General features: G+C 73.2%; 27 protein-coding genes and 1 pseudogene. 20 read left to right on the forward strand and 8 right to left on the reverse strand.

Annotation, left to right across the window (positions count from 1 at the left end; translation table 11 throughout):
- Nucleotides 1-151 precede the first annotated feature (151 nt).
- The 10 genes from ACFV6I_RS08340 (at nt 152) to ACFV6I_RS08385 (ending at nt 11,977) form a co-directional block, all read left to right on the forward strand.
- Entirely contained in the window at nt 152-949 is a 798-nt protein-coding gene (locus ACFV6I_RS08340) for a dienelactone hydrolase family protein (RefSeq protein ID WP_380423956.1), read from the forward strand.
- Nucleotides 949-1,533 (forward strand): RICIN domain-containing protein, encoded by a 585-nt coding sequence (locus tag ACFV6I_RS08345; RefSeq protein ID WP_380423957.1) that lies wholly within the window; start codon nt 949-951, stop codon nt 1,531-1,533. The genes ACFV6I_RS08340 and ACFV6I_RS08345 overlap by 1 nt, the downstream gene beginning before the upstream one ends.
- Before the next feature lie 49 nt (nt 1,534-1,582).
- The gene (locus ACFV6I_RS08350) at nt 1,583-2,311 is read left to right on the forward strand and encodes a TVP38/TMEM64 family protein (protein WP_079135361.1); all 729 of its coding nucleotides are present in this window, start codon (nt 1,583-1,585) and stop codon (nt 2,309-2,311) included.
- A 113-nt stretch (nt 2,312-2,424) separates the two neighbouring features.
- The gene (locus ACFV6I_RS08355; protein WP_063346196.1) at nt 2,425-2,940 is read left to right on the forward strand and encodes a DinB family protein; all 516 of its coding nucleotides are present in this window, start codon (nt 2,425-2,427) and stop codon (nt 2,938-2,940) included.
- 270 nt (nt 2,941-3,210) lie between these two features.
- The gene (locus tag ACFV6I_RS08360) at nt 3,211-3,603 is read left to right on the forward strand and encodes a cell division protein SepF (RefSeq protein ID WP_063346197.1); all 393 of its coding nucleotides are present in this window, start codon (nt 3,211-3,213) and stop codon (nt 3,601-3,603) included.
- 206 nt (nt 3,604-3,809) lie between these two features.
- Nucleotides 3,810-4,415 carry a TetR/AcrR family transcriptional regulator gene (locus tag ACFV6I_RS08365; protein ID WP_380423958.1) on the forward strand — a complete coding sequence of 202 codons (606 nt, stop codon included), beginning with the start codon at nt 3,810-3,812 and terminating at the stop codon, nt 4,413-4,415.
- On the forward strand, nt 4,412-5,992 hold the full coding sequence (locus ACFV6I_RS08370) for an MFS transporter (protein ID WP_380423959.1): 1,581 nt from the start codon (nt 4,412-4,414) through the stop codon (nt 5,990-5,992). Before ACFV6I_RS08365 ends, ACFV6I_RS08370 begins: the two co-directional genes overlap by 4 nt.
- Before the next feature lie 146 nt (nt 5,993-6,138).
- Nucleotides 6,139-6,864 (forward strand): FadR/GntR family transcriptional regulator, encoded by a 726-nt coding sequence (locus ACFV6I_RS08375; protein ID WP_380423960.1) that lies wholly within the window; start codon nt 6,139-6,141, stop codon nt 6,862-6,864.
- Nucleotides 6,865-6,914: 50 nt separating this feature from the next.
- Nucleotides 6,915-10,454 carry a carboxylic acid reductase gene (car, locus tag ACFV6I_RS08380; RefSeq protein WP_380423961.1) on the forward strand — a complete coding sequence of 1,180 codons (3,540 nt, stop codon included), beginning with the start codon at nt 6,915-6,917 and terminating at the stop codon, nt 10,452-10,454.
- 278 nt (nt 10,455-10,732) lie between these two features.
- Entirely contained in the window at nt 10,733-11,977 is a 1,245-nt protein-coding gene (locus tag ACFV6I_RS08385; protein ID WP_380423962.1) for a CynX/NimT family MFS transporter, read from the forward strand.
- A gap of 86 nt (nt 11,978-12,063) precedes the next feature.
- Here ACFV6I_RS08385 and ACFV6I_RS08390 read toward each other — a convergent pair whose 3' ends face one another.
- Nucleotides 12,064-12,624, reverse strand: a complete 561-nt coding sequence (locus ACFV6I_RS08390; RefSeq protein ID WP_063346201.1) for a TetR/AcrR family transcriptional regulator — start codon at nt 12,622-12,624, stop codon at nt 12,064-12,066.
- 84 nt (nt 12,625-12,708) lie between these two features.
- Between ACFV6I_RS08390 and ACFV6I_RS08395 the strand changes: the two genes are divergently transcribed.
- Both ACFV6I_RS08395 and ACFV6I_RS08400 read left to right on the forward strand, forming a co-directional pair.
- On the forward strand, nt 12,709-13,557 hold the full coding sequence (locus ACFV6I_RS08395) for a patatin-like phospholipase family protein (protein WP_380423963.1): 849 nt from the start codon (nt 12,709-12,711) through the stop codon (nt 13,555-13,557).
- A 90-nt stretch (nt 13,558-13,647) separates the two neighbouring features.
- Nucleotides 13,648-13,860 (forward strand): DUF397 domain-containing protein, encoded by a 213-nt coding sequence (locus ACFV6I_RS08400; RefSeq protein WP_380423964.1) that lies wholly within the window; start codon nt 13,648-13,650, stop codon nt 13,858-13,860.
- 372 nt (nt 13,861-14,232) lie between these two features.
- On the opposite strand, the gene ACFV6I_RS08405 is transcribed toward ACFV6I_RS08400, so the two are convergent.
- Nucleotides 14,233-14,481, reverse strand: coding sequence for a hypothetical protein (locus tag ACFV6I_RS08405; protein ID WP_380423965.1), 249 nt, complete (start codon nt 14,479-14,481; stop codon nt 14,233-14,235).
- A 94-nt stretch (nt 14,482-14,575) separates the two neighbouring features.
- Nucleotides 14,576-15,604 carry a hypothetical protein gene (locus tag ACFV6I_RS08410; RefSeq protein ID WP_380423966.1) on the reverse strand — a complete coding sequence of 343 codons (1,029 nt, stop codon included), beginning with the start codon at nt 15,602-15,604 and terminating at the stop codon, nt 14,576-14,578.
- A 276-nt stretch (nt 15,605-15,880) separates the two neighbouring features.
- Here ACFV6I_RS08410 and ACFV6I_RS08415 point away from each other — a divergent pair, with 276 nt between their 5' ends.
- The 7 genes from ACFV6I_RS08415 to ACFV6I_RS08445 all read left to right on the forward strand — a co-directional run bounded on the left by ACFV6I_RS08415 (nt 15,881) and on the right by ACFV6I_RS08445 (nt 19,750).
- Nucleotides 15,881-16,300: a hypothetical protein gene (locus ACFV6I_RS08415; protein ID WP_380423967.1), complete on the forward strand. Its 420-nt coding sequence runs from the start codon at nt 15,881-15,883 to the stop codon at nt 16,298-16,300.
- A gap of 341 nt (nt 16,301-16,641) precedes the next feature.
- Nucleotides 16,642-16,857, forward strand: a complete 216-nt coding sequence (locus tag ACFV6I_RS08420; RefSeq protein ID WP_380423968.1) for a DUF397 domain-containing protein — start codon at nt 16,642-16,644, stop codon at nt 16,855-16,857.
- Nucleotides 16,858-17,145: 288 nt separating this feature from the next.
- Nucleotides 17,146-17,745 (forward strand): GNAT family N-acetyltransferase, encoded by a 600-nt coding sequence (locus ACFV6I_RS08425; RefSeq protein WP_063350606.1) that lies wholly within the window; start codon nt 17,146-17,148, stop codon nt 17,743-17,745.
- Between the two features lie 140 nt (nt 17,746-17,885).
- On the forward strand, nt 17,886-18,353 hold the full coding sequence (locus ACFV6I_RS08430; protein WP_380423969.1) for an HAD family hydrolase: 468 nt from the start codon (nt 17,886-17,888) through the stop codon (nt 18,351-18,353).
- A gap of 66 nt (nt 18,354-18,419) precedes the next feature.
- Nucleotides 18,420-18,857: a hypothetical protein gene (locus tag ACFV6I_RS08435; protein ID WP_380423970.1), complete on the forward strand. Its 438-nt coding sequence runs from the start codon at nt 18,420-18,422 to the stop codon at nt 18,855-18,857.
- Nucleotides 18,854-19,162: a PRC-barrel domain containing protein gene (locus tag ACFV6I_RS08440; protein WP_380423971.1), complete on the forward strand. Its 309-nt coding sequence runs from the start codon at nt 18,854-18,856 to the stop codon at nt 19,160-19,162. Before ACFV6I_RS08435 ends, ACFV6I_RS08440 begins: the two co-directional genes overlap by 4 nt.
- Nucleotides 19,163-19,165: 3 nt before the next feature.
- Nucleotides 19,166-19,750, forward strand: a complete 585-nt coding sequence (locus ACFV6I_RS08445; protein WP_380423972.1) for a type 1 glutamine amidotransferase domain-containing protein — start codon at nt 19,166-19,168, stop codon at nt 19,748-19,750.
- 61 nt (nt 19,751-19,811) lie between these two features.
- On the opposite strand, the gene ACFV6I_RS08450 is transcribed toward ACFV6I_RS08445, so the two are convergent.
- The 4 genes and pseudogenes from ACFV6I_RS08450 to ACFV6I_RS08465 form a co-directional block, all read right to left on the reverse strand.
- The gene (locus tag ACFV6I_RS08450) at nt 19,812-20,666 is read right to left on the reverse strand and encodes a DNA ligase (protein ID WP_380423975.1); all 855 of its coding nucleotides are present in this window, start codon (nt 20,664-20,666) and stop codon (nt 19,812-19,814) included.
- Between the two features lie 75 nt (nt 20,667-20,741).
- Nucleotides 20,742-21,620, reverse strand: a pseudogene (gene ligD, locus ACFV6I_RS08455) (non-homologous end-joining DNA ligase); the annotation flags it as partial.
- Nucleotides 21,621-21,725: 105 nt separating this feature from the next.
- Nucleotides 21,726-22,157: a VOC family protein gene (locus ACFV6I_RS08460; RefSeq protein WP_380423973.1), complete on the reverse strand. Its 432-nt coding sequence runs from the start codon at nt 22,155-22,157 to the stop codon at nt 21,726-21,728.
- A gap of 29 nt (nt 22,158-22,186) precedes the next feature.
- Nucleotides 22,187-23,125, reverse strand: coding sequence for a helix-turn-helix domain-containing protein (locus ACFV6I_RS08465; RefSeq protein ID WP_380423974.1), 939 nt, complete (start codon nt 23,123-23,125; stop codon nt 22,187-22,189).
- 173 nt (nt 23,126-23,298) lie between these two features.
- Between ACFV6I_RS08465 and ACFV6I_RS08470 the strand changes: the two genes are divergently transcribed.
- Nucleotides 23,299-23,889 carry a pyridoxamine 5'-phosphate oxidase family protein gene (locus ACFV6I_RS08470; RefSeq protein ID WP_380377034.1) on the forward strand — a complete coding sequence of 197 codons (591 nt, stop codon included), beginning with the start codon at nt 23,299-23,301 and terminating at the stop codon, nt 23,887-23,889.
- A gap of 24 nt (nt 23,890-23,913) precedes the next feature.
- On the opposite strand, the gene ACFV6I_RS08475 is transcribed toward ACFV6I_RS08470, so the two are convergent.
- Complete coding sequence (locus tag ACFV6I_RS08475; protein ID WP_363377459.1) at nt 23,914-24,270, reverse strand: hypothetical protein; 357 nt, start codon at nt 24,268-24,270, stop codon at nt 23,914-23,916.
- Nucleotides 24,271-24,520: the final 250 nt, after the last annotated feature.

Raw genomic sequence — 24,520 nt, forward strand, 5'->3', positions numbered from 1 at the left:
TATTTCGCCCCCCACCCGCCCCCCACACCAATAAAAAAACTCTCTCCGTCTTTTTTTTCTTTTGTTTGCGGGGGGTAAATCCGCCCCAACCCCCCCCCCCCGGGGGCCGCGCCCCCCCCCCCCGGGTTTCGCGATCCGTGAGGTGGACCCCGTGTGCTACGACCCCGACGCCGCCCCGCCCGCCGTCACCCCCGCGCTCTGGCCCCTGGCCGAGGCGGCGGCGCTCACCCTGACCTCGGCGGACGGCACCGAGTTCGCCGCCTTCCTGGCCCGCCCCGAGGTGGCCACCGGGGTCGGCGTCCTCGTCCTGCCGGACAACAAGGGCCTTTCCGGCTTCTACCGGCAGACCGCCGCCCGGCTCGCCGAACAGGGCCACCCCGCGCTCGTCGTCGACTATTACGGCCGCACCGCCGGAGCCGATCCGGAAAGCCGCCCGGAGGAATTCGGCGACCTGCCCGGCCTGCTCCGCCACCTGCTCGCCCTCACCCCCGAAGGCCTGGACGCCGACCTGGCCGCCGGCCTCACCCGGCTGCGCGCGAGCGGGCCGGCCGAGGTGGTCGCGCTCGGCTTCTGCTTCGGCGGCCGGCAGGCCTTCCGCGCCGCCGCACCCCGGTTCGGGCTGGCCGGCGCGGTCGGCTTCTACGGATACCCCGACGCGATCAACGGTTCCCCGGGGCCCACTCAGCTCGCGGCCGGCCTCAGCGCGCCGATCCTCGCCTTCTGGGGCGGCGCGGACGAGCACATCCCGCCCGCCACCGTCGACGCCTTCGACGCGGCCCTGACCGCCGCCGGCAACCCGCACGAGTTCGTCACCTACCCGGGCGCGCCGCACAACTTCTTCGAGCTCTCCGCCGTCGAATATTCGGACGCGGCCCAGGACTCCTGGCGACGTCTGCTGGGATTCCTCGCCGACCGCTCCGCATCCGCGACCCCCCGGAGGACGCTCTGATGTCCCGCCTGTCCCTCCTGTCCCGCATTTCCCGGCTGTCCCGTCGTGCGCGGCTCGCCGCCGCCACGGCCGCCCTCGCCACCGCCGCGGTGGCGCTCACCGCCCCGCCCACCCCCGCGGCCACCCCCACGGCCGCCGCCGACTTCGGGCCCGCCGAGATCCGCACCGGCATGTACGCGGGCCCGGACGACCTGTGCCTGGAGGTCGCCGACTGGCGCACCGACGACGGCGCCCCGGTCCGGATCTGGACCTGCACCGGCGGCGCCAACCAGCAGTGGACCCAGAGCGCCCGCGGCTGGGTGAACCTGAACAGCGGCAAGTGCCTGGACATCCCGGCCTTCAGCACCACCTGGGGCACCCAGGCCGACCAGTGGACCTGCGACGGCGGCGCCAACCAGAGCTGGAGCGACCCCCCGGCCAGCCACCCCGGCACGCCCCGCCGGATCGTGAACGGCTACAGCGGCCTCGTCCTGGACGTCTCGGGCGGCGCCCTGACCGACGGCACCCCGGTGATCCAGTGGGAGTTCCACAGCGGCGACAACCAGTTCTGGCACTACAACCCGGAGAAGCCCCCGTACAGCTGACCGCGACCGCCCTCGACGCCCGCAACCGGGCACCGGTTAGGCTCGGCCGGTGCCCGCACCCGCGCCGCCTGCGCCCGCAACAACCCCGCCCGCCGTCGAGCAGCCGCCGTCCGGCCCCGCGCCGCGTTCGCCGTGGTGGCGGTTCGCGCTGCTGGTGGTGCTGCTCGGCGCCGCGGCCGGATCGCTGCTGCTGTGGAGCCCGACGGCGCTGCTGAACGGCGGCCTCGCCGACCGGATGCCCGGGTACTGGTTCGCGCCGCTGTTCGCCACCGTGTACGCGGTCGGCACGCTCGCCTTCGTCCCCCGGCCCGCGCTGAACGCCGCCGCCGGGCTGCTGCTGGGCATCCAGCAGGGCGTGCTGCTGTCGGTGCTCGGCACCACGCTGGGCGCGGCCATGGCCTTCGGACTCGGCCGGGGCCTCGGGCGCGAGGCGCTGCGGCCGTACCTGCGCGGGCGGGTGCTCGGCACGCTGGACCGGCGCTTCACCGAGCAGGGCTTCCGCAGCGTGCTGGTGCTGCGGCTGCTGCCGGGCATGCCGTTCCAGGCGGCCAACTACGGCGCGGCCTTCTCCGGGGTCCGCTTCGCGCCCTTCCTGTTCGCCACCGCGATCGGCGTGGTGCCGACCACGGCGGTGTACGTGACGGCGGCGGCCAGCGCGGGCGAGCCGGGCTCGGCGGCCTTCCTGGTGTCGGCCGGGGTGATCGCGCTGCTCGTGCTGGGCAGCGTGGTCGGACTGTGGCGGGCCGTGGCCGCCCGCCGCCGCGCACCGGCCGCCTGAGCACCTGAGCGCCTGACCGCCACGCCCCCTGACCGGCCGAGATTCCGAGGCACTCGGGGGGCGCTCGACAATTCGCTCGCGCCCGCCGGTCGGTGGGCACCAGGATGTCCCGCATGACCGAACTCTCCCCGCGGGTGGACCCGCCGATGGCGGCCGACGAGACCGCCATGCTCACCGCCTGGCTCGACTACCACCGCAGCACCCTCGCGCTCAAGTGCGAGGGCCTGACCGACGACCAGCTGCGGCTGCGCTCCGCCCCGCCGTCCGCCCTCTCGCTGCTCGGCCTCGTCCGGCACATGGCCGAGGTGGAGCAGTACTGGTTCCAGGCCATCCTTCGCGGCGACGAGTACACCGAGAACCACTACTGGACCGCGGCCGACGAGGACGGCGACTTCAACAACGTCGACACCGCCGACGTCGCGGCCGACTTCGCCACCTGGCGCGCCGAGGTCGAGGCCGCCCGCCGCGCGAGCGCCGGCCTGTCGCTGGACACCGTCGGCAAGCGGCTGCGCCGCGGCGAGGAGGTGACGCTGCGCTGGATCCTGGTGCACATGGTCGAGGAGTACGCGCGGCACAACGGCCACGCCGATCTTCTGCGCGAACTGGTGGACGGCACCACCGGCGAGTGAAATCGTTTCCTCATTGTTGACAGATGGTCAATTGCGCGGTGACCCCGACCGATATGGTCTACGCGCGCAACCGTACGGCTCACCGCCGCGTCGCTGATGTTGCCCGGGTTCGCCCGGGTTTCCGTCGCGGCACGACTCGTACGGGGGCCGCGAGCGGGCACGGGACCGGTGAACAGTGCGATACTCGGACAGTTCCGACGAGTGGATGACGTGTCAAAAAGGGCACGCGGCCCCGGGGGACCAGGACGGGACGAGGCAGGGAGGCGCGGCATGGGAGCACTTCGCGACGAGCACCACAACGGGTGGCTGATGCCCTCCGGGAACTACCCGGCCGCGGTGTACGAGGACGAGTGGGTCGATCAGGAGACGATGCCGGCCGTCCCCGCGCCCGCGAAGATCGTCTCCCTGCGGCCGACCGGTTTCGAGGCGGCCCGCACGGTGGGCGAGCACATCCGGGCGAGCATCCCGGTGGTCATGGACCTCACCGAGATGAACGAAGCCGAGGCCAAGCGGATGGTGGACTTCGCCTCCGGGCTGATCTTCGGCACCCAGGGCGGCATCGAGCGGATCGCCCGCCGGGTGTTCCTGCTCACCCCGGCCGACGTCGAGGTCATGGTGATCGACCGCCCGCTCGACGAGACCGGGTTCTACAACCAGAGCTGATCCGGGCGGCGCACGGCCCGACCGGGCCGAACCGACCGAACTGAACCAACCGAGCTGAACCGGCCGCACGACAGCGGCACCCCGACCGGGGACGGCACCCGCCGTCCCCGGTTTTTTGCCGCCCCGACCGTGGCAGTCAACGCCTCATCCGAGACGACAGCCATAATTTTGAGACATCCATGTCTCATGTGGCCTACACTCGATTCATGGCCACCGATCGCGACACCGTCCTGGAAGCCGCTGTCGGCGTGCTCTCCCGCCGCCCGACCGCCCACCTGGACGAGATCGCGCGCGCCGCCGGGATCAGCCGCGCCACCCTGCACCGGCTCTTCCCCGGGCGCGAGGCCCTGATCCGCGAGGTCGGCCTGCTCGGCCTGCGCCGGTTCGCCGCCGCCCTGGACAGCGCCACCGTCGAGGACGGCGACGCCGAGGCCGCGCTGCGCCGCCTGGTCGACGCCGCCGTCCCGGACGCCACGCTCTGCGCCTTCCTGGCCGGCGAGAACCAGCTCTACGACGACGACAGCATCAACGACCTCTGGGAGCTCCAGATCGTTCGACTGCACGCGCTCTTCCTGCGCGGCCAACAGCAGGGCACGTTCCGCATCGAGCTGAGCGCCGCCTGGCTGAGCGAGGCCTTCTTCGACCTGGTGGCCGGCGTCGGCTGGGCCATCCAGGACGGCCGCCTCGCCCCGCGCGACGCCGCCTTCTCGCTCGCCGAGCTGTTCCTCGGCGGCGCGCTGCGCCGGCCCGACGCCGCCACTCCCCCGCCCACAGCACCTTCGGCCCGCACACCGGAAACCGATACCCCATGAGCAGTACCGTCCTTGCCAGCCCCCGCCAGCGCTGGACCGGCCTCGCCGTCCTCGTCCTGGCCGTCACCGTGGTCGCCCTCGACGCGACCGTCCTCTCTCTCGCCATCCCCTCCATCAGCGAGACGCTGGAGCCCAGCGGCACCCAGCTGCTCTGGATCGGCGACTCCTACTCCTTCGTCCTGGCCGGCCTGCTGGTCAGCATGGGCTCGCTCAGCGACCGGATCGGCCGCAAGAAGCTGCTGCTGATCGGCTCGGCCGCCTTCGGCGCGGCCTCGCTGCTCGCCGCCTACGCACCCAGCGCCGGCTGGCTGATCCTGGCCCGCGCGCTGCTCGGCGTCGCCGGCGCGACGATCATGCCCTCGACCCTGTCGCTGATCCGCGGCCTCTTCCCGGACGACCGGGAGCGGGCCACCGCGATCGGCATCTGGGGCGCGGCCGCCACCGCCGGCGCCGCGCTCGGGCCGGTGGTCGGCGGGGTGCTGCTGGAGCACTTCTGGTGGGGTTCGGTGTTCCTCATGAACATCCCGATCCTGCTCCTGCTGCTGGTGCTCGGCGCCTGGCTGCTGCCGGAGTCCAAGGACCCGAAGCCGGGCCGCTGGGACGTGCTGAGCGTCGCCCTGTCGATGGCCGGGGTGATCGGCACGGTCTACGCGATCAAGGAGGCCGCCGCGCACGGCGTGGCGCGCTGGGACGTCCCGGTCGCCTTCGTGCTGGGCGTCACCGCGCTGACCGCCTTCGTCCGCCGCCAGCTGCGGCTGGAGACCCCGCTGCTGGACGTGCGGCTGTTCCGCGACCGGCGGTTCACCGCCGCCGTGCTGGCCTCGCTGATCGCCCTGATCGGCCTGTCCGGAGTGGTCTTCGTGACCTCGCAGTACCTCCAGCTGGTCCGCGGCTACGAGCCGCTGCGGGCCGGCCTGGCCGAGCTGCCGGCCTTCGTCGGCGCCGTCGTCGGCGGTCTGCTGACGGCCCGGCTGGTGCGCCGCACCGGCGCCCGGGCGGCGCTGACCGGCTGCCTGCTGGCCATGGGCCTCGGCGTGGGCGTGCTCGGCTGGCTCCAGCAGGACACCACCTACCTGCTACTGGCCGCCTCCTTCCTGCTGGTCGGAACGGCCGAGGGCGTGGTCTACACGCTCGGCGCCGACCTGGTGCTGAGCGCCTCGCCCGCCGACAAGGCCGGCGCCGCCTCGGCGGTCTCGGAGACCGCGTACGAGCTGGGCACCGCGCTCGGCATCGCGCTGGTCGGCTCGGTGGTCGGTTCGATCTACGCCGGCGGGCTCGTCGTCCCGGCCGGGACGGACCCGGCGGCCGCGGCGCGGGCCGGCGAGTCGCTGGGCGCGGCGGTCGAGACGGCGCACGCACTGCCGCAGGGCGTCGCGGAGCCGCTTCTCGCGAGCGCCCGGGAGTCCTTCACACACGGCATGAACAGCGCCGGCCTGCTGGCCGCCGTCCTGCTGATCGGCGCCGCCGCGATGGCCTGGCGGCTGCTGCGGGGCCTGGACAGCCCGACCAGCGCGGCTGCCGTGTCCGAGGCACCCGCTCCGGAGAAGCCGGAGCAGCCGGAGAAGGTCGACGCGTAGGCACGCCCGACTCCCCTGTCACCGGCGGGAACGGCCACGGCCGTTCCCGCCGGTGGCGTATCGCGGGCCGGGCGGTTGGAACCGGGGCGGCCCAGACGCAGAAGCATGCGATGTTCAAATGTCTGATGTTTGTATAGGCTGCCTCCATGACACGCATCAGCACACCGCGCAGAACGGCGAGCCTGTCCGCGCAGCTCGTGGACAGCCTCCGCTCGCACATCGAGGCGGGCGGCTGGCCGGTGGGGACGCGGATCCCGCCGGAGCAGGTCCTCGTCGAGGAGCTCGGGGTCGGACGCAGCACGCTGCGCGAGGCGATCGGCGCGCTCGTGCACCTCGGCCTGCTGGAACCCCGGGCCGGGGACGGCACCTACGTCCGCGCGTCGAGTGAGCTCCAGTCGGTCATGGTGCGGCGGGCGAGTTCCGCGCGGCGGGACAACGTCCTCGAACTGCGCACCGTCCTCGAGGAGTACGCCTCGGGGGCCGCCGCCCTGCGGCGCAGCGAGGACCAGCTGCACCAGCTGAGGGAGCTGCTGGCCGACGCCGACGCGGCCTGCGCCGGCGAGGACAGGTCCGCGGCCATGAGTGTCGACGCGCTGTTCCACCGGGCCGTCGTCCGGGCGAGCGGGAACGACCTCCTGATCGAGGTCTACGACTACCTCGGCACGGCCCTCACCTCCGCCCTGGGAGGCCTGCCCTGGGACGCCACCGCCGCCGAGGAGCACGCCGACCTGCACCGGCGACTCGTCGACGCGATCGAGGCCCAGGACGAGAGCGGCGCCCGCACCGCGGCGGCGGCGATCGTCCGGCTCACCCACGACCACGGGGTCCAGGCACCACTCACTTCCACCGAACCGGCCTCCACCGAAGAATGAAGACCGCCCGCCCCTTGCCCAGGCCTTCGAGGCCGTAGAGGAGAACACCCATGCCCGTCTTACCGCCCCCGGCCGACGACCTCGACGCACGCACCGCCCGACGCACCGCCCACCTGTACGCGACGGATCCGCAGTTCCGTGCCGCCGCACCCCTGGAGGCCGTCAGCGAGGCGATCCGGCGGCCGGGCCTACCGCTCGCCGACCTCGTGGCCACGGTGATGGAGGGGTACGCGGACCGCCCCGCCCTGGGCGAGCGCGCCACCGAGCCGGTGACCGACCCGGACACCGGCCGCACCACCCTGCGCCTCCTGGACCGGTTCGACACCGTCACCTACGGCGAACTGTGGGAACGCGTCGGCGCGGTGGCCTCGGAGTGGCGCCACCACCCCGACCACGCCGTGGGCCCGGGCGACTTCGTCGCCGTCCTCGGCTCCACCAGCCCCGAGTACGCCGTGCTCGATCTGGCCTGCGTCCGCTCCGGCGCGGTGAGCGTCCCCCTCCAGGCCGGCGCCTCGGCGGAACACCTGGCCCCCGTCGTCGCTCAGACCGGACCACGCCTGCTGGCGGTGGACGTGGCACACCTGGACGTCGCGCTCCGGATCGCGGCGGACACCCCGTCACTGGGCAGGATCGTCGTGCTCGGCCACCGCCCGGAGGTCACCGACCACCAGGAGGCGCTGGACTCCGCCCGCGGACGGCTCGCGGCGCAGGGCCGCGGTGTCACCCTGGACGCGCTGGCGTCGATCGTCGAGCGGGGCAGGAGCCTGCCACCGCTCCCCCGGGTCCCCGAGGGCTCGACGGCCGACACGCTCAGCGCGCTGATCTACACCTCGGGGAGCACCGGCACCCCCAAGGGCGCCGTGTACACCGAGCGTCTCGTCAAGCACTTCTGGATCGACTTCGTGCCCGGCCAGGGGCCGCAGCCGTCCATCGTGCTCAACTACCTGCCCCTGAGCCACATGATGGGACGGGGCGTGCTGTTCGGCACGCTCGCCAAGGGGGGCACCGCCCACTTCGTGGCGTCGAGCGACCTGTCGACCCTCTTCGTGGACCTCTCCCTGGTCCGGCCCACCGAGTTCATCCTGGTGCCCCGCATCTGCGACATGCTCTTCGAGCGCTACCGGAGCGAGTCGGCCCGCCGCAACGAGCGGAGCGAGGCGGGGGGCGACACCGCCGGGCAGGCGGACCGCGCGAAGGAGGAGCTGCGGGAGAAGACCCTGGGCGGCCGCCTCCTGTGGGCCACCTACGGCTCGGCCCCGATGAGCGCGGAGCTGGCGGCGTTCCTGGAGAGCTGCCTGCGGATCAAGGTGTTCAACGGCTACGGGTCGACGGAAGCCGGACTGGTCTCGCTCGACGGCCGGGTGCTGCGCCCGCCGGTGACCGACCACCGGCTGGCGGACGTGCCCGAGCTGGGGTACTTCCGCACCGATTCCCCGCACCCCAGGGGCGAGCTGCTGGTCAAGTCGGATCGCCTCGTTCCCGGCTACTTCCAGCGGCCGGACGCCACCGCCCAGGTCTTCGACGAGGACGGCTTCTACCGCACGGGCGACATCGTGGCCCTCACCGGCCCCGACGAGTTCGTGTACGTCGACCGCCGTTCCAACGTCCTCAAACTGTCGCAGGGCGAGTTCGTGGCCACCTCCCGGCTGGAGGCCCTCTTCACCGGCAGTCCGCTCGTCCAGCAGGTCTTCGTGTACGGCAACAGCGCCCGCGCCTATCTGCTCGCGGTCATCGTGCCCACCCAGGAGGCGCTCGACCTCGCCGCCGGGGACGGCCCGCGCCTCAGGTCGCTCCTGCGCGAGTCCCTGCACCGCCTCGGCACCGAGGCGGGCCTCAACTCGTACGAGATCCCACGGGACTTCCTCATCGAGACCGAGCCGTTCAGCCAGCAGAACGGGTTGCTCTCCGGGGTGCGCAAGCTGCTGCGCCCCGCGCTGGCGAGGCGCTACGGCGAGCGCCTCGAAGCCCTGTACGCCGAGCTGACCGAGCGCGAGAGCGACGAACTCCGGGCCCTGCGCCAGGTCGGCCCGTCCCGGCCCGTACCGGAGACCGTGTGCCTGGCCGCCCGCGCGCTACTCGGAAACCGGCAGGACGACGTCCACCCCGGGACGCGCTTCCTCGAACTCGGCGGTGACAGCCTCTCCGCACTGTCGTTCTCCCAACTGCTCAAGGAGGTCTACCGCGTCGACGTCCCCGTCGACGTCGTCATCAACCCGGTCAACACGCTCCAGCGGGTGGCCGACCACATCGAGAACGCCCTCGCGTCGGGCGACCGGCGCCCGACCGCCGACCAGGTCCACGGACCGGGCGCGACGCGGCTCGCGGCGGGCGACCTGACGCTGGACGCGTTCCTCGACCCGGGGACCCCGACGCGGACCGGCCGGCCGACGGGCCCGCTGCCCGAGGCCCGGACCGTCCTGCTGACCGGCGCCAACGGCTACCTGGGCCGCTTCCTGTGCCTCGAATGGCTGGAGCGCGTCGCGCAGCGCGGCGGCACACTGGTCTGCGTGGTCCGCGGCGCCACCGACGAGTCGGCCCGGGCCCGGCTCGACGCGGCCTTCGACAGCGGCGACCCGGAGCTCCTCCGGCGCTACCACGGCCTGGCCGCCGCGCACCTGGAGGTGGTCGCCGGCGACGTCGGGGAGAGCGACCTCGGGCTCGACCGGGAGACCTGGCAGCGGCTGGCCGACACCGTGGACCTGATCGTCCACCCGGCGGCGCTCGTCAACCACGTCCTGCCCTACGACCAGCTGTTCGGCCCCAACGTGCTGGGCACGGCCGAACTGATCAGGCTCGCGGTCACCTCCAGGGCCAAACAGTTCACCTACCTGTCGACGGTCGCCGTCGTCTTCGACTCCACGGCCGCGGCCGACGAGGACGCGGACATCCGCACGGCCAGCGGGACGCGCGACCTCGGCAGCGGCTACGCGAACGGCTACGCGGCCAGCAAGTGGGCGGGCGAGGTGCTGCTGCGCGAGGCGCACGACACGTTCGACCTCCCGGTCGCCGTGTTCCGCTCGAACCTGATCCTCGCCCACCCGCGTTACCGGGGGCAGCTGAACGTCCCGGACGTGTTCACCCGCCTCCTGCTGAGCCTGCTGGCGACCGGCATCGCCCCCGGCAGCTTCTACGCCCGGGGCCCCGGCGACGTCGGCGGGCACTACGACGCGCTGCCCGTGGACTTCACCGCGCAGGCCGTCGCCGCGCTGGGCGACGACACCCGGGAGGGGTACCGGACCTTCAACATCGTGAACCCGCACGAGGACGGAATCTCCCTCGACACCTTCGTCGACTGGCTGGTGGCGGCCGGACACCCCCTGACGCGCATCCACGACTACGACGAGTGGCTCGACCGCTTCGAGAGCGCCATACGCGGTCTACCCGACCACCAGCGGCAGCACTCGCTGCTCCCCCTGCTGCACGCCTTCGCCACGCCGTCGGAGCCGCTGCCCGGATCCGCCCTGCCGGCGGACCGGTTCCGCGCGGCGGTCCGGGCCGCCGCCCTCAACGCGGAGAACGACATCCCGCACCTCTCGCGGGACCTGATCACCAAGTACGTGGCGGATCTCCGGGCGCAGCACCTGCTGTAGCCGGCCCGCCCTCCTCCTCCGCACCCACCTCCGCACCCGCCCGGGGGGCGGGCGCCCCCCGGGGCCCCCCCCGGCGGGCGCCCGGGCGGCGGGGGGCGGGGCGCGGGCCCCCGCCGGCCCCCCCCCGGCGGCGTATCGCGTGCCGGGCGGCCGGAACCGGGGGCCACTCAGGCCCAGAAATATCTGATGTTCAAATGTCTGATGTTTGTATAGGCTGCCTCCATGAAACGCATCACCCACGACCACGAGGTCCAGGCATCACCGGCGACGGAGGAGCAATGAGTCCGCAACTGTCCTCGACGACCCGTCAGCACTCCGCCTCCGGGCCGGCGGCCACCGACAACACGCGGCCCGCCGTGTCGATCGGGCTCGTCCTCGCGATCTGCCTCGTGGCGGCCAACCTGCGGACCAGCCTCACCGGCGTCGGCACGCTGCTGCCGGCGATCGAGCAGGGCAGCAGCCTGACAGCGAGCTGGGGCGGGCTGCTGAGCACCCTCCCCCTGCTGACGTTCGCCGCGACGTCGCCCCTGGTGGCCCGGGCCTCCCACCGGTTCGGCAGCGCGCGTCTGCTGGTGGCGGCCCTCGGCGCGCTGGCCGTCGGAACGGTGGTCCGGTCACTGCCCTCCGTGATCTGCCTGTTCGCCGGGACGGTGATCCTCTCCGCCGCCATCGCGTTCGGCAATGTGCTGCTGCCCGCCATGATCAGGCGCAGCGTGCCCGCACACCGCATCCAGGGCATCAGCGCGCTCTACGTCACCGTCATGGGCGTCACGGCCGCAGTCTCCTCCGGGATCTCCGCCCCGCTCTCCCACTCCCTGCCGGGTTCCTGGCACACCGCGCTCGCCTGGGGCATCGCCTTCACCATCGCGGCGCTCCTCGTCTGGCTGCCCCGGATGCGGGGCGACGGGGCCCGGGCCTCCAGCGGCGCGGCCCGCAGTCCGGTCCCCTGGCGGTCAGGACTGGCCTGGCAGGTCAGCATGTTCATGGGCCTGCAGTCCCTGGCCTTCTACACCGCCGTCGCGTGGCTGCCCAGCATCCTGATCCACCAGGGCACGAGCAGCACCACCGCCGGATGGATGCTCTTCTACTACCAGCTGATCTCCCTGGCGACCAGCGGCCTGCTGCCCCTGCTCACCCGGGGCCGTCACGACCAGCGGTGGACTGCGGCCGTCGCCTCGGTCATCGTGGCCGGCGGCTTCAGCGTGCTGGTGTCCGCCCCCGCACTGTCCGTCGTGGCGTGCACCCTGCTCGGACTGGGCGGCGGCGCGTGCCTCGTCCTCGCGCTGACCTTCCAGAGCGAACGCGCCGGCAGCTCCGGCGAAGCCGCCGCGCTGGCCGGCATGGCGCAGTCCATCGGCTACCTCGTGGCGGCGGCCGGCCCGCTCCTCCTCGGCATCCTCCACGACAGCACGGGCAGTTGGACACTTCCGCTCATCGTTCTGGTCGTCCTCGGCATCGCCATGGCGGCGGCCGGATACGGCGCGGGGCAGGACCGTCACGTGCGCCTTCCGCGGCCTCGCTGACGTCACCGTCACCGTCACCGCACGCAGCCCGGTCCGTCACGCCTCTCGCGCGTCACGCCTCTCGCGCTTTCACCGCTGTCGCGCGCTCACCGCCCCAGGAGTTCGGCGAAGCGGTCCAGCGCGAGATCGGTGCGCCGGCGGTCGCCGGTGGTCGTGAGATCGAACAGCAGACCCCGGACAACGGCCATCACCAACGTGGGCGTGACGGTGTCGTCAGGGCCGGTGGAGACGTCCCGGAAGGTGGCACCGAGAGTGTCGAACCAGTCCGTGATCGCCTCGGCCTGGTCGGGGTAGTTCTCGGGGTGGACCAGGCCGTCGGCGTGCACCTCGAAGAACAGCCGGACGAACGGCGCACGTTCGTCCGCGCTCATCCACCCCCAGATGCCACGCAGCCGCTCCTGCACGGAGCCCTTCATCGGCGCGGGGTGCCCGGCCAGACGCACCGCGCCTCGGCGGCGGGCCTCGGCGAGGACCGCCGCGACCAACTCCTGCTTGCTGCCGAAGTCGTAGAGCAGCATCCGTGGGCTGGTGTCGAGGGCCGCGGCCAGTGGCCGCAGGCTCAGTCCGGCCAGGCCGTGCGCCAGCACGTAGTCGGTCGCCCGAGCCAGCGTGCGCTCGCGACGGGCGGGGTCAGGGGGTCGCCCCACGGTGGATCTCCCTTCGGCGCATCGGAGTTGAGACGGCATTAGCGAGTATATGGTACGACTGTTTCAATAACGAGGGGAGACCACATGCACACCTTCGACCGAGCACTCGTCCTGGGCCCCGGAAGTCACGTCGGCACGGCCTGGACAGCCGGACTGGCCTACGGATTGCGCCGCAACGGCGTGGACCTGGGCGAGGCCGACCTGATCGTCGGCACGTCAGCCGGCTCGATCGTCGGAGCACTGCTCGCCACCGGGCAGGACCCGGGGCGGCTTGCCTCCTCGGCTCGCCAGGCCGCCCACCGGGTCAAGCCCAACCCCGAGCGGATGAGCGCGGTGTTCGCCGTACTCGGCGACCGCAGCCTGGAACCCGGCGAGGCGAGGCGCCGCGTCGGCCGCCTCGCGCTCGACGGCGGCGACCCCCAAGCCGAGGAAGCGCTGATCGCGGGGCGCGCCGCCCTGATCGGTGCGGACGCGTGGCCGGAGCGACGACTGCTGATCACCGCCGTCTGCGCCACCACCGGTGAGCCCGTGGTGTGGGACCGCGACAGCGGCGTACCGCTGGTGCACGCCGTGGCGGCGAGCAGCGCCTTCCCCGGAGCCGCGCCGCCCGTCGCCATCGACGGCCGGCGGTACATGGACGGCGCCCTGCGTGCGGGCCCCAACGCCGATCTCGCCGCCGGAGCCCGCACGTTGGTCGTGATCGAGCCGATGGCCCACCTGTTCCCCCGGGAACCGCTCAACCAGCAGCTGGCGGCAGTGGGGGCGGATGCCGTGGTGACCATCGGCCCCGACCCGGCCTCGGTGCGCGCCTTTGGCTCGGACGCCGGCGACCTGACGGCCTGGGAACCGGCCTACCAGGCGGGTGTTCGCCAGGCCGGCGACGTCGACGCGCAACTCCGCACCATGTGGAGGGCAGGATTCGACGCGAGCTGACCGCTGATCACCAACGCCAGTTCGTCTTACCGCCGGGGTAGCCCTACTACACCTGACAGTTCACCATCGGGCCCGAAAGGAATTCCAGTCATGAGTGACCGCGCAGACCTGTCCGGCGCTTCCTGGATCAAGTCCTCGTACTCCGACAACGGCGGTGACTGCGTGGAGGTCGCCACCGACGTCCCCAACCTCGCCCCCGTCCGTGATTCCAAAGACCCCGAGGGTCCTGCCCTCGTCTTCCCCGCCGACGCCTGGTCGTCGTTCATCGCCGTGATCCGAACCGGCGAGTTCGGCGAGGCCTGACGCACACCTTGTCCGAGCCCCACTGCCCACGACGGGCAGTGGGGCTCACGCATCGCTGCCGCTGACACCGCTCCCGACAGAGCCCCGCCCCGGAGAAACCGGACAGGGCCGTCCGGTCACGGTCAGCCGATGGTGACCGACCACCGGCCCCGGGACAGGTGGATCACGCCGTCCGGGGTGCCGACGGCACGGGCCGCGTCCGCCCCGCGCTGACCCCTCATGGAGACCGGCGGAACATGGAGCCGATACGCCACAGGGGATCACACACGGGCATCAGAAGGCTGGAGACCTCGGAGAACTATCGGCAATTGATTACGAGAGCCCGCTGGCGAATTGCAGCTTTCTCCCATGGGCCAGGTTGTCGTTGTGGCGTCAAAGGTCCGAAGCACCTCGCCAGTCCAGCAGGGAGAAGTCAAGGTCGACGAGGATATCGTTCAGGTCGACCCCTTCATCTTCGGTAAACTCGCGCAGTTGCCCCCACATCTCGGGAACATTGCTGACGGCGCCGCTCCGTAGAAGAACTCGGGGAAGACTGTCTCCATATTCATCGATATACAGCTCTGCGGCTTCGACTCCTGCGAGTTTCTCGCAGATGCTGATGAGAGTCGTGGGGTCGGCCATCAGACGCCGCTCGATAAGCTGACAGTTGGGCTCATTTTCCTTTGTGGCGGAACATTGGCGACAGTTGAATACGCGAGCTCACCAGTAGACCGGATCAGATGTCGATCGGGGTCAGGCCGGGGTAGATGTCGTGCCAGAGGTAGCGACGGCAGTGGAAGTGCCAGTAGGCGAAGGCGGTCATGTAACGGTCGAGGTGCGGGCGTTGATCGTCAGTGGCGAGGTCCAGGACGCGGCGATAGGCAGCCAGGCCACTGTCGAGGCTCCGGCGGTATTCGGCGAGGTAGGGGATGTTCTCGCTCACCGAGCGGCGGTAGATCCGGCTGGCGAGGAAGTCCTCGCCGTGCACCGCCTCCTTGTAGAAGGACAGGACGTCGTTGATGTCGTTGAGAAACGCGACGCAGGAGCTCAGCGCCGCCGACCAGAATGCCCGATTGTGGTGGGCGCTCAAGCACGGGTCGGTGAACTGAAGTGAGGTGAACCAGAACTGGGAGAAGCCGTTGAAGACACGGACGAAGTCACTGTCGACCCCGTCGGACGCCTCCGGCGTGAACTCCGCCTCCATGAGGACGCCGGTGATCGCGTTGTAGAAGAAGGTCTTGAAGACGGCGAGGAACGTCGGATCGCAGAACTGTGTGAGCTCTTTGAACATGTGCCGGATGTACCGGGCGTTCGGCGAGGATGCGCGTTGCTCGGGCAGCATGCCGGCCCGCAGGATGGCTTCGGCCTCTGCGGGATCGTGGCAGCACACGTCATCGGTGTTGGTGACGAACACCCAGATGCGATCGAGGGCGAGGGCGAGCGCGTCGTCGGCGATGGGCACCATGAGGGCGCGCATCAACGTGATGTTGGTGGTGGTGGCGGTGGGGATGGTGACGCCGAACGCCGCGAACTCGGTGGTGAGCACATCGGCGTCGGCGCGGGCCTGCGCGAGGTTGACGGGCGGATCGAAGGTTTGGGTGAAGGCGATCATCTCGTCAACCAGGCCGGAGGCCAGGACACTGGCGATCATGGTGCGGTGCCGAGGATCGGGGACGGCGTCGAGGCCGCTCCGCGTGGTGTAGTGGAGGGTGTCCACGCCAGGCGGTCGGGGGTGCCTGATCGTGCGGCGGTCTGTCGAGTCCACACTGCGTCCTTCCGTACGTCGTTTCCGGTCAGAGGCGCGTACCTTTACGGCCGCGCTGGATACTCACACAGTTGATCCCCTCACTGACTGCCAATGAGGCGTCGTGAACCCGACTGGGTGTACGCCGCGCAAACGGGTTGACGGCAGCGGGAGTGCCGAAATCGCCGGAAGCCGAAGGCAGACACACTCGGCAGCACCGCCCCAGCCCGAGGGCGACACCTACACGGGGTCCATCACGCCCCGTTCCTGCTCACCCACGCCCTCCTGGCCGAAGGAGTGCTCACGCGCGAAGCGCGGATCATCAACATGTCCTCGTTCGTGGAAAAGCGCGGCAGGCTCGATGCCACCGATCCAGATGTCGCGGGAACGTCGTGGAGCAAGCGCTTCTACGACCAGATCAACGTCTACGCGACGAGCAAACTCGTCAGCCTCCTGGCCGCGCGAGAACTCGCACATCGCCTACCTGACGGCATGAGCGTCTACAACGCCAATCCTGGGATGGCCAAGGGCACCGCGATGAACAGCAACACCGGTGGTCTGATGCGGCTGACCGCCCCGCTGTTCCGTCCGTTCGCCATCACCCCGGACGAAGGTGTGCAGACCCCGGTCTGGCTTGCCAGCGCCTCGCCCGCACCGTGCCCCAGCGGCGGCTTCTTCAGCGAGTCCCAGCCGGAACCCCTTCGTGCCTGGCCCTGAACGACGCTCTCGCCCGGACCGGTACACCAAAACCGCAGCCCTCCTCGGAATGGAGTCCCTCACGAGGTAGGGCCGGCCCGGAACCGGTTGTCACGCCGGGGCTGCGACTGCCTCGTCCTGCGGGGTCCGCGGGCCGGGCACCGTGCAGCCCTCCCGGCAGCCGTTGACCGCGACGGTCCGGCTCGGCTCGGCCCGCAACTTCCGGTGGCCGATTCGGGCGTCCTGGAGCGGGAATGCAGGAAGGTCTAGGCATGGAGCCGCGACCACAATCGGCTTCGGGTGGAGTCGTTTTCCAAGATGGCTTCGCTTGCCGTGATCCGCACTGCTCGGAAGGAGCACGAATGACCGGCCCCACCCTTGACCTGGCCAGCGCCGAGTGGCGCAAGTCCGGCTACAGCAACAACGGGGGCGACTGCATCGAGGTGGCTCCCGGCTTCCCGGGTGTACTGCCCGTCCGCGACTCCAAGGACCCCGAGGGTCCTGCCCTCGTCTTCCCCGCCGACGCCTGGTCGTCGTTCGTCGCCGCCGTCCAGGCCGGCGAGTTCGGCGAGGTCTGACGCACGCACGTCGCGCGAGCCCCACTACCCGCAGATGGGTAGTGGGGCTCGCACATCGCTGCCGATGGCACCGTTCCAGACAGGGCCCCGCCCTGGAGAAGCCGGGGGGGGCCGGCCGGTCGCGGGCGGGCGTGGGGGGCCGACCCCCCGCCCCCGGCCCCCCGCCGCCCGCGCGGCGCCCCCGCGGCCCCCCGTCCCGCTCACCGGACGTCACCGGGCGGCGGGGGCGGATTCCCGGCCGGGGAAATTCGCTGGCGGGCACCGGAGCGGGCGGGATAGGAAGGCCGGATGAGCACCACCGAGAACTCCGCCGAGCGGCGCGTCCTGCGGCCCGCCACCCTCGACCTGGGCGACTTCGCGCTGCGCCCCTGGGGCAGGGCCCTCGACCTGCCCGGCGGCACCGTCCCCGCCCTGGTGGCGGCCGCGGCCGACCCGGAGATCGCCCGCTGGAACCCGCTGCGGATCGCCGACCCGGCCGACGCCGAGGCCTACCTCGACCGCTGCGACACCGGCTGGGCCGAGGGGCGCGCGGCCGCCTTCGCGATCACCGACGCCCTCGACGGGACCCTCCACGGCAACGCCTTCCTGGGCTGGACCAACCAGTCGGACGGCATCGCCACGGTCGGCTACTGGCTGCTCCCCACCGCCCGCGGCCGGGGCATCGCCACCCGCGCCGCCACCGCCGTCACCCGCTGGGCCGTCGCCACCGCCGACGCCCGCCGCATCGAGCTCTGGCACGGAGTCGGCAACGAGGCCTCCTGCCGCGTCGCCGTCCGCGGCGGCTTCCGCCACGAGGGCACCACCCGGGCGTCCTACCGCTACGGCGACGGCGACTACGTCGACGAACACCTCCACGCCCGCCTCGCCACCGACCCGGACGCCGGGTAGCCAGGCCCGCCGACCGGCCGCCGCGCGGGTCCTCCCGGTGCCGGTAAACCGGTGGGCCGCAGGCTGCGCGCACGGCGGGGGAGCGGCCTAACCTGGAAGGGCGCGTACGGTGCGTGGCCCGGGAAGGGAAACGGTCGGCCATGACGGTGATCTCGGCGGCTCTCTTCGGTACCGATTGGCGCCCTGCGCCGGCCGGTTCCGCCGAACTGCTGCGGGAGTGCGCCGCCCGGGGCTGGACGGTCGTGCTGACCGGGCCCGGGCCCGGCGGGGCACCGGCCCTGACCGTGACCGCCCCCGGGCGTGACCCGGTGCGGGCCGCGCTGGAACTGGTCGGCGGCACGGCGTCGCACGCCGTGGCGGTGGCCGGCAGCGTGCGCGAGGTGCTGGCGGCGCGGCGGGCCGGGGTGCCGTGCGTCGCCCTGGCGGCCGGTGCGGACGCCGGCCCCGAGCTGCGGGCGGCGGGCGCGGTCGAGGTCCACCGCGACGCCGACGCCCTGCTGCGCGTCCTGGACGACAGCCTGCTGGCCCGTCCCCGGGCCTTCGGCCCCGTGGGCGCCGCCGCCGGCGCCGTACCACACGCCGTAACCGGCGGCCCCCTGAGCGGTTAGCGCCTGCCCGTACCGGGCAACCGCCCGGGTGCGAGCACGTCACCGGAAGTGTCGGAGGTGACCGAGATGGACGGACCCGCGTTGAGCGGATGGGAGCGACGGCTCCTTGAGGAGATCGAGTCCGATCTGCGCCAGGACACGCGCCTCGACCGGAAGTTGAGCACGATGGGCGCCAAGCCGCCGAGCCGGGCCCGGCGCGTGCTGCGCGGCGTCGGGCGCCGCCTGTCCGCCGGGGTGGTGCTGACCGCTCTGGTGATGTCCGCGATCTGCCTCAGCATCGGCGTGCGGACCCCGACCACCGCGGTGCTGACCGCCCTCGGGGTGGTGTGGGCGGCCTCGGTGGCGGCGGCGATCGCCACCTCGGCGCTGCTGCGCCGCCGGGCCGCGGGCCGGGGCGAGGGCCGGGACCAGACTGCGGGCCGGGACCGGGGCGAACGCCGGGCCGCACCCCCCGACCGGGACGAGCGCCGCGAACGCCGCCCCTGGGACCAACCGGAGGCATGATGACCACCGACCTGTGGGAGTACCGTCCGGGCCCCCACCACGCCGCCGACCTGAGCCTGACCGGGTACGAGGTGCAGGCGACCGACGGCCCGCTCGGCCGGGTCGAACAGGACACCGGGGACCACCTGCTGATCGACGCCGGGCCCTGGGTGGCGGGCACCCGGCTGTCCGTCCCGGTCGCCCTGGTGTCGCGGATCGACCACCTGGAGCTGACCGTCCACCTGGACTGCCCGCGCGCCCGGCTCAGCCCCGCCCCGGCCGTCGCCGTCCATCTGGGTTCTGCCTGCGACCCGCACCGGCGCTGAGCCATGGGCTGGCCGTCCACCACGCTCACCGGCCGGACGATCGCCTTCCTGGTCGCGCCGTACGGGGCGGAGCAGATCGAGCTGACCTCGCCGTGGCAGGCGGTGGCCGAGTCCGGCGGCACCCCGCGGTTGCTGTCCACCGGGCCCGGCCGCGTCCAGGCCGTCCGGCATCGAGCCCCGGGCGACACCTTCGCCGTCGACGTCCTCGTCGCCGAGGCGCGGCCGTCCGCCTTCGACGGCCTGGTCCTGCCCGGCGGCGTCGCGAGCCCCGACGCGCTGCGGCTGGACGAGGCCGCGGTGGTCTTCGTCCGCGCCTACTGCGCCTCCGGCCGCCCGGTCGCCGCGATCTGCCACGCCGCCTGGACCCTGATCGAGGCCGACGCCGTCCGCGGCCGCACCCTCACCTCCTGGCCGAGCCTGCGGACCGACCTGCGCAACGCCGGCGCCCACTGGGTGGACGAGGAGGTGCACGTCTGCCGCGCCGGCCCCGGCCCCCTCGTCACCAGCCGCCGACCCGCCGACCTGCCGGTCTTCAACGACACCCTGGTCACCGAGTTCGTCCACGCGGCGAAGCGCCGGAAGGGGTGAACCCGCTTCCCGCCCCGGGGAGTTCCGGGTCAGCCGAGGCCCGAGGTGCGCAGGGGGGCGGTCAGTCGCCGCGCAGCCGGACGAAGGCGGCGGCGGGCGGGCGGCCGGTGAGGGTCAGTTCGGCGCGCAGCGGGCCGGTGAGGGGGTGGACCGGGCCGTGCTCGGGGTCGGTGACGGGCGGGCCGGCGAGGGGAGCGGCGGCCTCGGCGACCTCGCGGGCCTGGACCGGGGTGAGCCGGGGGGTGCTGAGGAGCACCCGGCCGTCGTCGAGTTCGAGGACGAGGGCGTGCGGACGGGAGGCCGGACCGGTGAAGGCGCGGACGGTGGCGTCGAGGGTGTCGCTGCGGCGGTACTTGACCCAGGCGCGGCCGGCGCCGCGCGGGCGGTAGGGGGAGCCGGCGGCCTTGCAGACCAGGCCCTCGACGCCGGTGTCGGCGAGGCGGGTCATCCAGTCCAGCGCCTCCGCCCGGTCGGTGGTGGCCAGGACCGGCTGGATCGGCGGCGGGACGTCGGCCAGGGCGGCGAGCAGCAGCCGGCGGCGGTCGGTGAGCGGCAGCCGGCGCAGGTCGCGGCCCGGCAGGGCGAGCAGGTCGAAGGCGATCAGGCCGAGGACGACGTCCGGGGCGGCGGCCCGGGCCCGGCGGGTGCGCAGCAGTTCCCCGAAGGCGAACCGGCCGGCCCGCCAGGCGACGAGTTCGGCGTCCAGCACCAGCCCTTCGGGCAGCCGGGCGACGGCGGCGGCGATCGGCGGGAACTCGGGGGCGAGGTCGCGGCCGGTGCGGGACTGCAGGACGGGCGGGCGGGCGCCTCGGGCGAAGGCGACGCAGCGGAAGCCGTCCAGCTTCAGCTCGTACTGCACGCCCGCGCCGCCCAGGCCGTCGGCGGGCGGGACGTCGGTGACGGCGGCGGGGCGCATCACCTCGACGGGCGGGTGGAGCACCTGGCGGGGCTGCTCCTGGCGGGGCTGCTCCTGCCGGGTCGCCGGGCCGGCGGGGAGCGGTCGGGCCCGCTCCGGGTCCAGCAGCGGGGCGAACAGGTCGCCGTGGGCGGCGAGGCGCTCCGGCACCTCGGCGAGGGTGAACACCAGGTCGTCCGCCGTGCCGGCGCGCTCCAGCTCGGCCCAGGACAGCGGGGTGGAGACCGTCGGCAGCGGCCGGGCCCGGAGGGTGTACGGCGCGGCGGTGGTCTTCCTGGCGTTGTTCTGCGACCAGTCGACCAGCACCCGGCCGGCCCGCCGGGCCTTCGCCATGGTGTGCACCACCAGCTCCGGGCGGTCGCCCTCCAGGGCGGCCGCGAGCGCCTTCGCGTACGCCGAGACCCGGGCGCTGGGGGTGGGCTCGATCGGGACCAGCAGGTGCAGGCCCTTGGAGCCGGAGGTCTTCACCCAGGCCGCCAGGCCGTCCGCCGCGAGCCGCTCGCGCAGCAGGACGGCGACGGTGCGGCAGGTGAGGACGGACGCGCCCGCGCCGGGGTCGAGGTCCAGGACGAGGCGGTCGGCGAGCCCGGGCGCGGCCGCGTGCCACTGCGGGACGTGCAGTTCCAGACAGCCCAGGTTGGCGGCCCAGAGCAGCGCGGCCCCGTCGTCGAGGACCACCTGGCGCAGGCCACCGCCGCTGCTCGGCACCTCGACGGTGCGCACCCAGCGCGGGGTGCCGGCCGGCGGGTTCTTGGCGATGAACACCTCGGCCTCCACGCCGTCCGGGCAGCGCAGGAAGGAGACCGGGCGGTCGCGCAGGTGGGGCAGCAGGGCACCGTGCACGGCGGCGTAGTAGCGCAGCACCTCGCCCTTGAGGGTGCCGGTGCGCGGGTAGTACACCTTGTCGAGGTGGGAGAGCGCGAGGGTGCGCCCGTCCACCGTGAGCTGCGGCATGGGTGCTCTCCGGAGCCTGGGCGGGCCTGTGCGTGGCCCCGCAGCCAGTCTGCCCGGACGGCGGCGGGGGCGCAGCCGGTCCACCGGCGTCGGCGGCGGGGGCGCTCAGCCCCGCGCGGGGGCGGCGGGCCGGGGCGCGCCCGGGTAGGTGCCGAAGTACCACTGGTTGCCCTCCGGGTCGGCGGCGGCGAAGTCGCGCGAGCCGTAGTCCGTCTCGGTGAGCGCGGTGGTGATCCGGGCCCCGGCGGCGACGGCGCGGTCGTGCACGGCGTCCGGGTCCGCGGTGACCACGTACGCGGTGAAACCGCCCGGCCGGCTCGGGCAGGGTGCGCCGCCCTCGGGCGTCTCCCGGTCGGAGCCGAGCATCACGCCGCCGCCCTCCGGCCAGGCCAGTTCGGCGTGGGCGACGAACCCGCCCTCACCGTAGGCGACGACCTCCTGGAAGCCGAAGGCGTCGACCAGGAAGCGGATCAGGGCCCGGGCGTCGGTGGCGCGCAGGCTGGGCCAGACCTGCGGGGCGGGGGCGGTGCCGTCCATGGCTGTCTCCTCCGGGGGGCTCGGGTTGCTTACGCCTCCCACTCTGCGGCCGCCGCAGCCGCCCCGCCTTGGACGTTTCGGAACTTCGCCTCCTCCGGCCCCTCCGCCGCCAGCCACACGCTCGGCGCGGCCCCGGCCAGGGCGCGGAACTCCCGGGCCAGGTGCGCCTGGTCGAAGTACCCGCAGCGGACGGCCAGGTCGCCGAGCCGGGGCGGCGGCGAGGCGGCCAGCAGATGGCGGGCCCGGTCGAAGCGGATCACCCGGGCGGCGGCCTTCGGCGTCAGACCGGTCTCCCGGCGGAACCGCTCCTGGAGGTGCCGGGCGCTCCAGCCGGTCTCCCGGGCCAGCGCCGCCACCGGCAGGGCGCCGTTGCTGCGCCGCAGCGCCCGCCAGGCCCAGCCGACCTCCGGCGGCACCCGCCCGGACGGACGGGCGGCCCGCAGCAGCGTCCCGTCCAGCACGGCGAAGCGCTCGGACCAGGTGCGCGCGGACTGCAACTGCTCCTGGAGGCGCGGGCCGAGCCGCCCCAGCACCTCCTCCGCCGGGAGGTCGATCCCGGCCAACTCGCCGGCGGGCAGCCCGAACAGCGCCCGGGCGGCCAGCGGGTGTACGGCGATCTGCACGCCGGACTGCCGGCCGTCGTGGGTGATCAGGGCCGGGCCGGTGTGCAGGCCGCCGAGCAGCGTCGGGTAGCTGCCGGGCGGCTGCGCCGGGTCGGGGTGCCCGGCGATCACCAGCGGCTCGTCCAGGGTGAGGATGAACGTCAGGTACGGGGACGGCAGGCCGCGGTGCAGGGCGGGCGGGATGCCGCGCTGGCGGTATCCGGAGTACCAGGCCACGTACGGGCGCAGCGCGGGCGCGGGCCGGGCGCGGACGGCTTCGTCGATCAGGCCGGCGTCGGTGTCTGCGGCCGTGTCTGCGGCCTCGTCGGCTGCGGCTGCGGACGTCTCGGGGGCTTCCGTCGTCACGTTCCCAGTATCGGCGGCCGGTGGGGCGCGTGCCGCAGCGGAGCGGGCGTCCTGGACAAATGCGCACCGGGGCCGCCGAGTTCGGCCGTCCTGCGGGTGCCCCCGGTGGAGCGGCCGTCTCGTTCAGTGGATCATGCTTTCTTGCCAGGCGAGATGCGCGCACACTGATGGGCATGGGAAAGCAGTATGAGAGCATCAACGGCAGGCTGCGGGCGTTCATCGAACGGCAGCCCGTCTACTTCGTCGCGACCGCGCCCGTCTCGACCGACGGGCACGTCAACGTCTCGCCCAAGGGCCGCTCCGGCACGCTCGTGGTGATCGACGAACTCACCCTCGCCTACCTGGACTTCGGCGGATCCACCGCCGAGACGATCGCCCACCTGCGGGAGAACGGCCGGATCACGCTGATGTGGTGCGCTTTCGACGGCCCGCCGACCGTGGTGCGGGTGCACGGCCGGGGCGAGCCGGTGTTCCGCGACGACCCGCGCTTCGCCGGGCTGTTGGGCCGCTTCGACCCGGCCGTCGACGGTTCGGGGCTGCGCGCGATCGTGCTGGTGCGGGCCGAACGGGTCAGCGACTCCTGCGGGTTCGCCGTCCCGCTGATGGACTACCGCGCCGACCGCGAGCTGCACGCGCAGTACTTCGGCCGCAAGGACGAGGAGGAGTTCAACACCTACTGCGAGGGCAAGCAGTACGTCGGCACCAGCATCGACGGCCTCCCTGCTCTCCCGCTGCCGCTCCCGCCCCGGCCGGGCACGCCGTAGGGCCTGGGGGCCGTCAGGCCTGCGCTACGGGCAGGGTTCCTCGACGCGCATCGCGGTCAGGCCGATCACCTGCCCGGTCAGCACCTCGCCGGCCGCCGGGCTCTGCCCGCACACCTGCCACTCCCACTGCACCACCACGACCCGCCCCCGCGGATCGGCGTCCCGCACGCTGACCGGGTACCAGAGGGGCAGCAGCGCCCGTGCCGCCAGGACGGTCTGGCCGCGCAGCTCGGGCATCGGCGGGTGGGGCGGGCTGGGTGCGGGGATCGCGTAGCCGGGCCGGTCGTCCGGCGGCAGCGTGCGGCCGGGATCGGTGTGCGGATCGCAGGCGGCCAGCCCGAGCGAGGCCACGAGCACGAGCAGGGTCCAGGTGCGGCGCATGATCCCCCCGGTGGAATTCGCCTACGGTCCCGGCGAGCCGACCGTACCTGCCGTGCGGCGCGCCGGATCGGTTCGTGACCGGCTCGCGGCCGGAACGTCGCCACCTCGGTACGCGCCGGGGCCCGGCCGGGGCCCCCGGGGAAGCCCGTGCACGAGCGGAACGGGCACCGTGCGGCGCTGCGCGGGCGTGTGGTCGGCCGCGGCGGGCGGGAACGCGACGACGCCGCCGCACCCGGGGAGGGTGCGGCGG

It is taken from the genome of Kitasatospora sp. NPDC059803 (assembly GCF_042732255.1).
GTDB lineage: Bacteria > Actinomycetota > Actinomycetes > Streptomycetales > Streptomycetaceae > Kitasatospora.

Excerpts from the sequence above, each read along its gene's own strand:
- car (WP_380423961.1), top strand. The coding sequence starts at position 6,915 with ATGCCCGTCTTACCGCCCCCGGCCGACGACCTCGACGCACGCACCGCC.
- ACFV6I_RS08375 (WP_380423960.1), top strand. The coding sequence starts at position 6,139 with ATGACACGCATCAGCACACCGCGCAGAACGGCGAGCCTGTCCGCGCAG.
- ACFV6I_RS08405 (WP_380423965.1), bottom strand. The coding sequence starts at position 14,481 with ATGGCCGACCCCACGACTCTCATCAGCATCTGCGAGAAACTCGCAGGA.
- ACFV6I_RS08475 (WP_363377459.1), bottom strand. The coding sequence starts at position 24,270 with ATGCGCCGCACCTGGACCCTGCTCGTGCTCGTGGCCTCGCTCGGGCTG.
- ACFV6I_RS08430 (WP_380423969.1), top strand. The coding sequence starts at position 17,886 with ATGACGGTGATCTCGGCGGCTCTCTTCGGTACCGATTGGCGCCCTGCG.
- ACFV6I_RS08435 (WP_380423970.1), top strand. The coding sequence starts at position 18,420 with ATGGACGGACCCGCGTTGAGCGGATGGGAGCGACGGCTCCTTGAGGAG.
- ACFV6I_RS08385 (WP_380423962.1), top strand. The coding sequence starts at position 10,733 with ATGAGTCCGCAACTGTCCTCGACGACCCGTCAGCACTCCGCCTCCGGG.
- ACFV6I_RS08345 (WP_380423957.1), top strand. The coding sequence starts at position 949 with ATGTCCCGCCTGTCCCTCCTGTCCCGCATTTCCCGGCTGTCCCGTCGT.
- ACFV6I_RS08420 (WP_380423968.1), top strand. The coding sequence starts at position 16,642 with ATGACCGGCCCCACCCTTGACCTGGCCAGCGCCGAGTGGCGCAAGTCC.
- ACFV6I_RS08360 (WP_063346197.1), top strand. The coding sequence starts at position 3,211 with ATGGGAGCACTTCGCGACGAGCACCACAACGGGTGGCTGATGCCCTCC.
- ACFV6I_RS08445 (WP_380423972.1), top strand. The coding sequence starts at position 19,166 with ATGGGCTGGCCGTCCACCACGCTCACCGGCCGGACGATCGCCTTCCTG.
- ACFV6I_RS08460 (WP_380423973.1), bottom strand. The coding sequence starts at position 22,157 with ATGGACGGCACCGCCCCCGCCCCGCAGGTCTGGCCCAGCCTGCGCGCC.
- ACFV6I_RS08400 (WP_380423964.1), top strand. The coding sequence starts at position 13,648 with ATGAGTGACCGCGCAGACCTGTCCGGCGCTTCCTGGATCAAGTCCTCG.
- ACFV6I_RS08450 (WP_380423975.1), bottom strand. The coding sequence starts at position 20,666 with ATGCGCCCCGCCGCCGTCACCGACGTCCCGCCCGCCGACGGCCTGGGC.
- ACFV6I_RS08440 (WP_380423971.1), top strand. The coding sequence starts at position 18,854 with ATGATGACCACCGACCTGTGGGAGTACCGTCCGGGCCCCCACCACGCC.
- ACFV6I_RS08365 (WP_380423958.1), top strand. The coding sequence starts at position 3,810 with ATGGCCACCGATCGCGACACCGTCCTGGAAGCCGCTGTCGGCGTGCTC.
- ACFV6I_RS08355 (WP_063346196.1), top strand. The coding sequence starts at position 2,425 with ATGACCGAACTCTCCCCGCGGGTGGACCCGCCGATGGCGGCCGACGAG.
- ACFV6I_RS08470 (WP_380377034.1), top strand. The coding sequence starts at position 23,299 with ATGGGAAAGCAGTATGAGAGCATCAACGGCAGGCTGCGGGCGTTCATC.
- ACFV6I_RS08425 (WP_063350606.1), top strand. The coding sequence starts at position 17,146 with ATGAGCACCACCGAGAACTCCGCCGAGCGGCGCGTCCTGCGGCCCGCC.
- ACFV6I_RS08370 (WP_380423959.1), top strand. The coding sequence starts at position 4,412 with ATGAGCAGTACCGTCCTTGCCAGCCCCCGCCAGCGCTGGACCGGCCTC.
- ACFV6I_RS08395 (WP_380423963.1), top strand. The coding sequence starts at position 12,709 with ATGCACACCTTCGACCGAGCACTCGTCCTGGGCCCCGGAAGTCACGTC.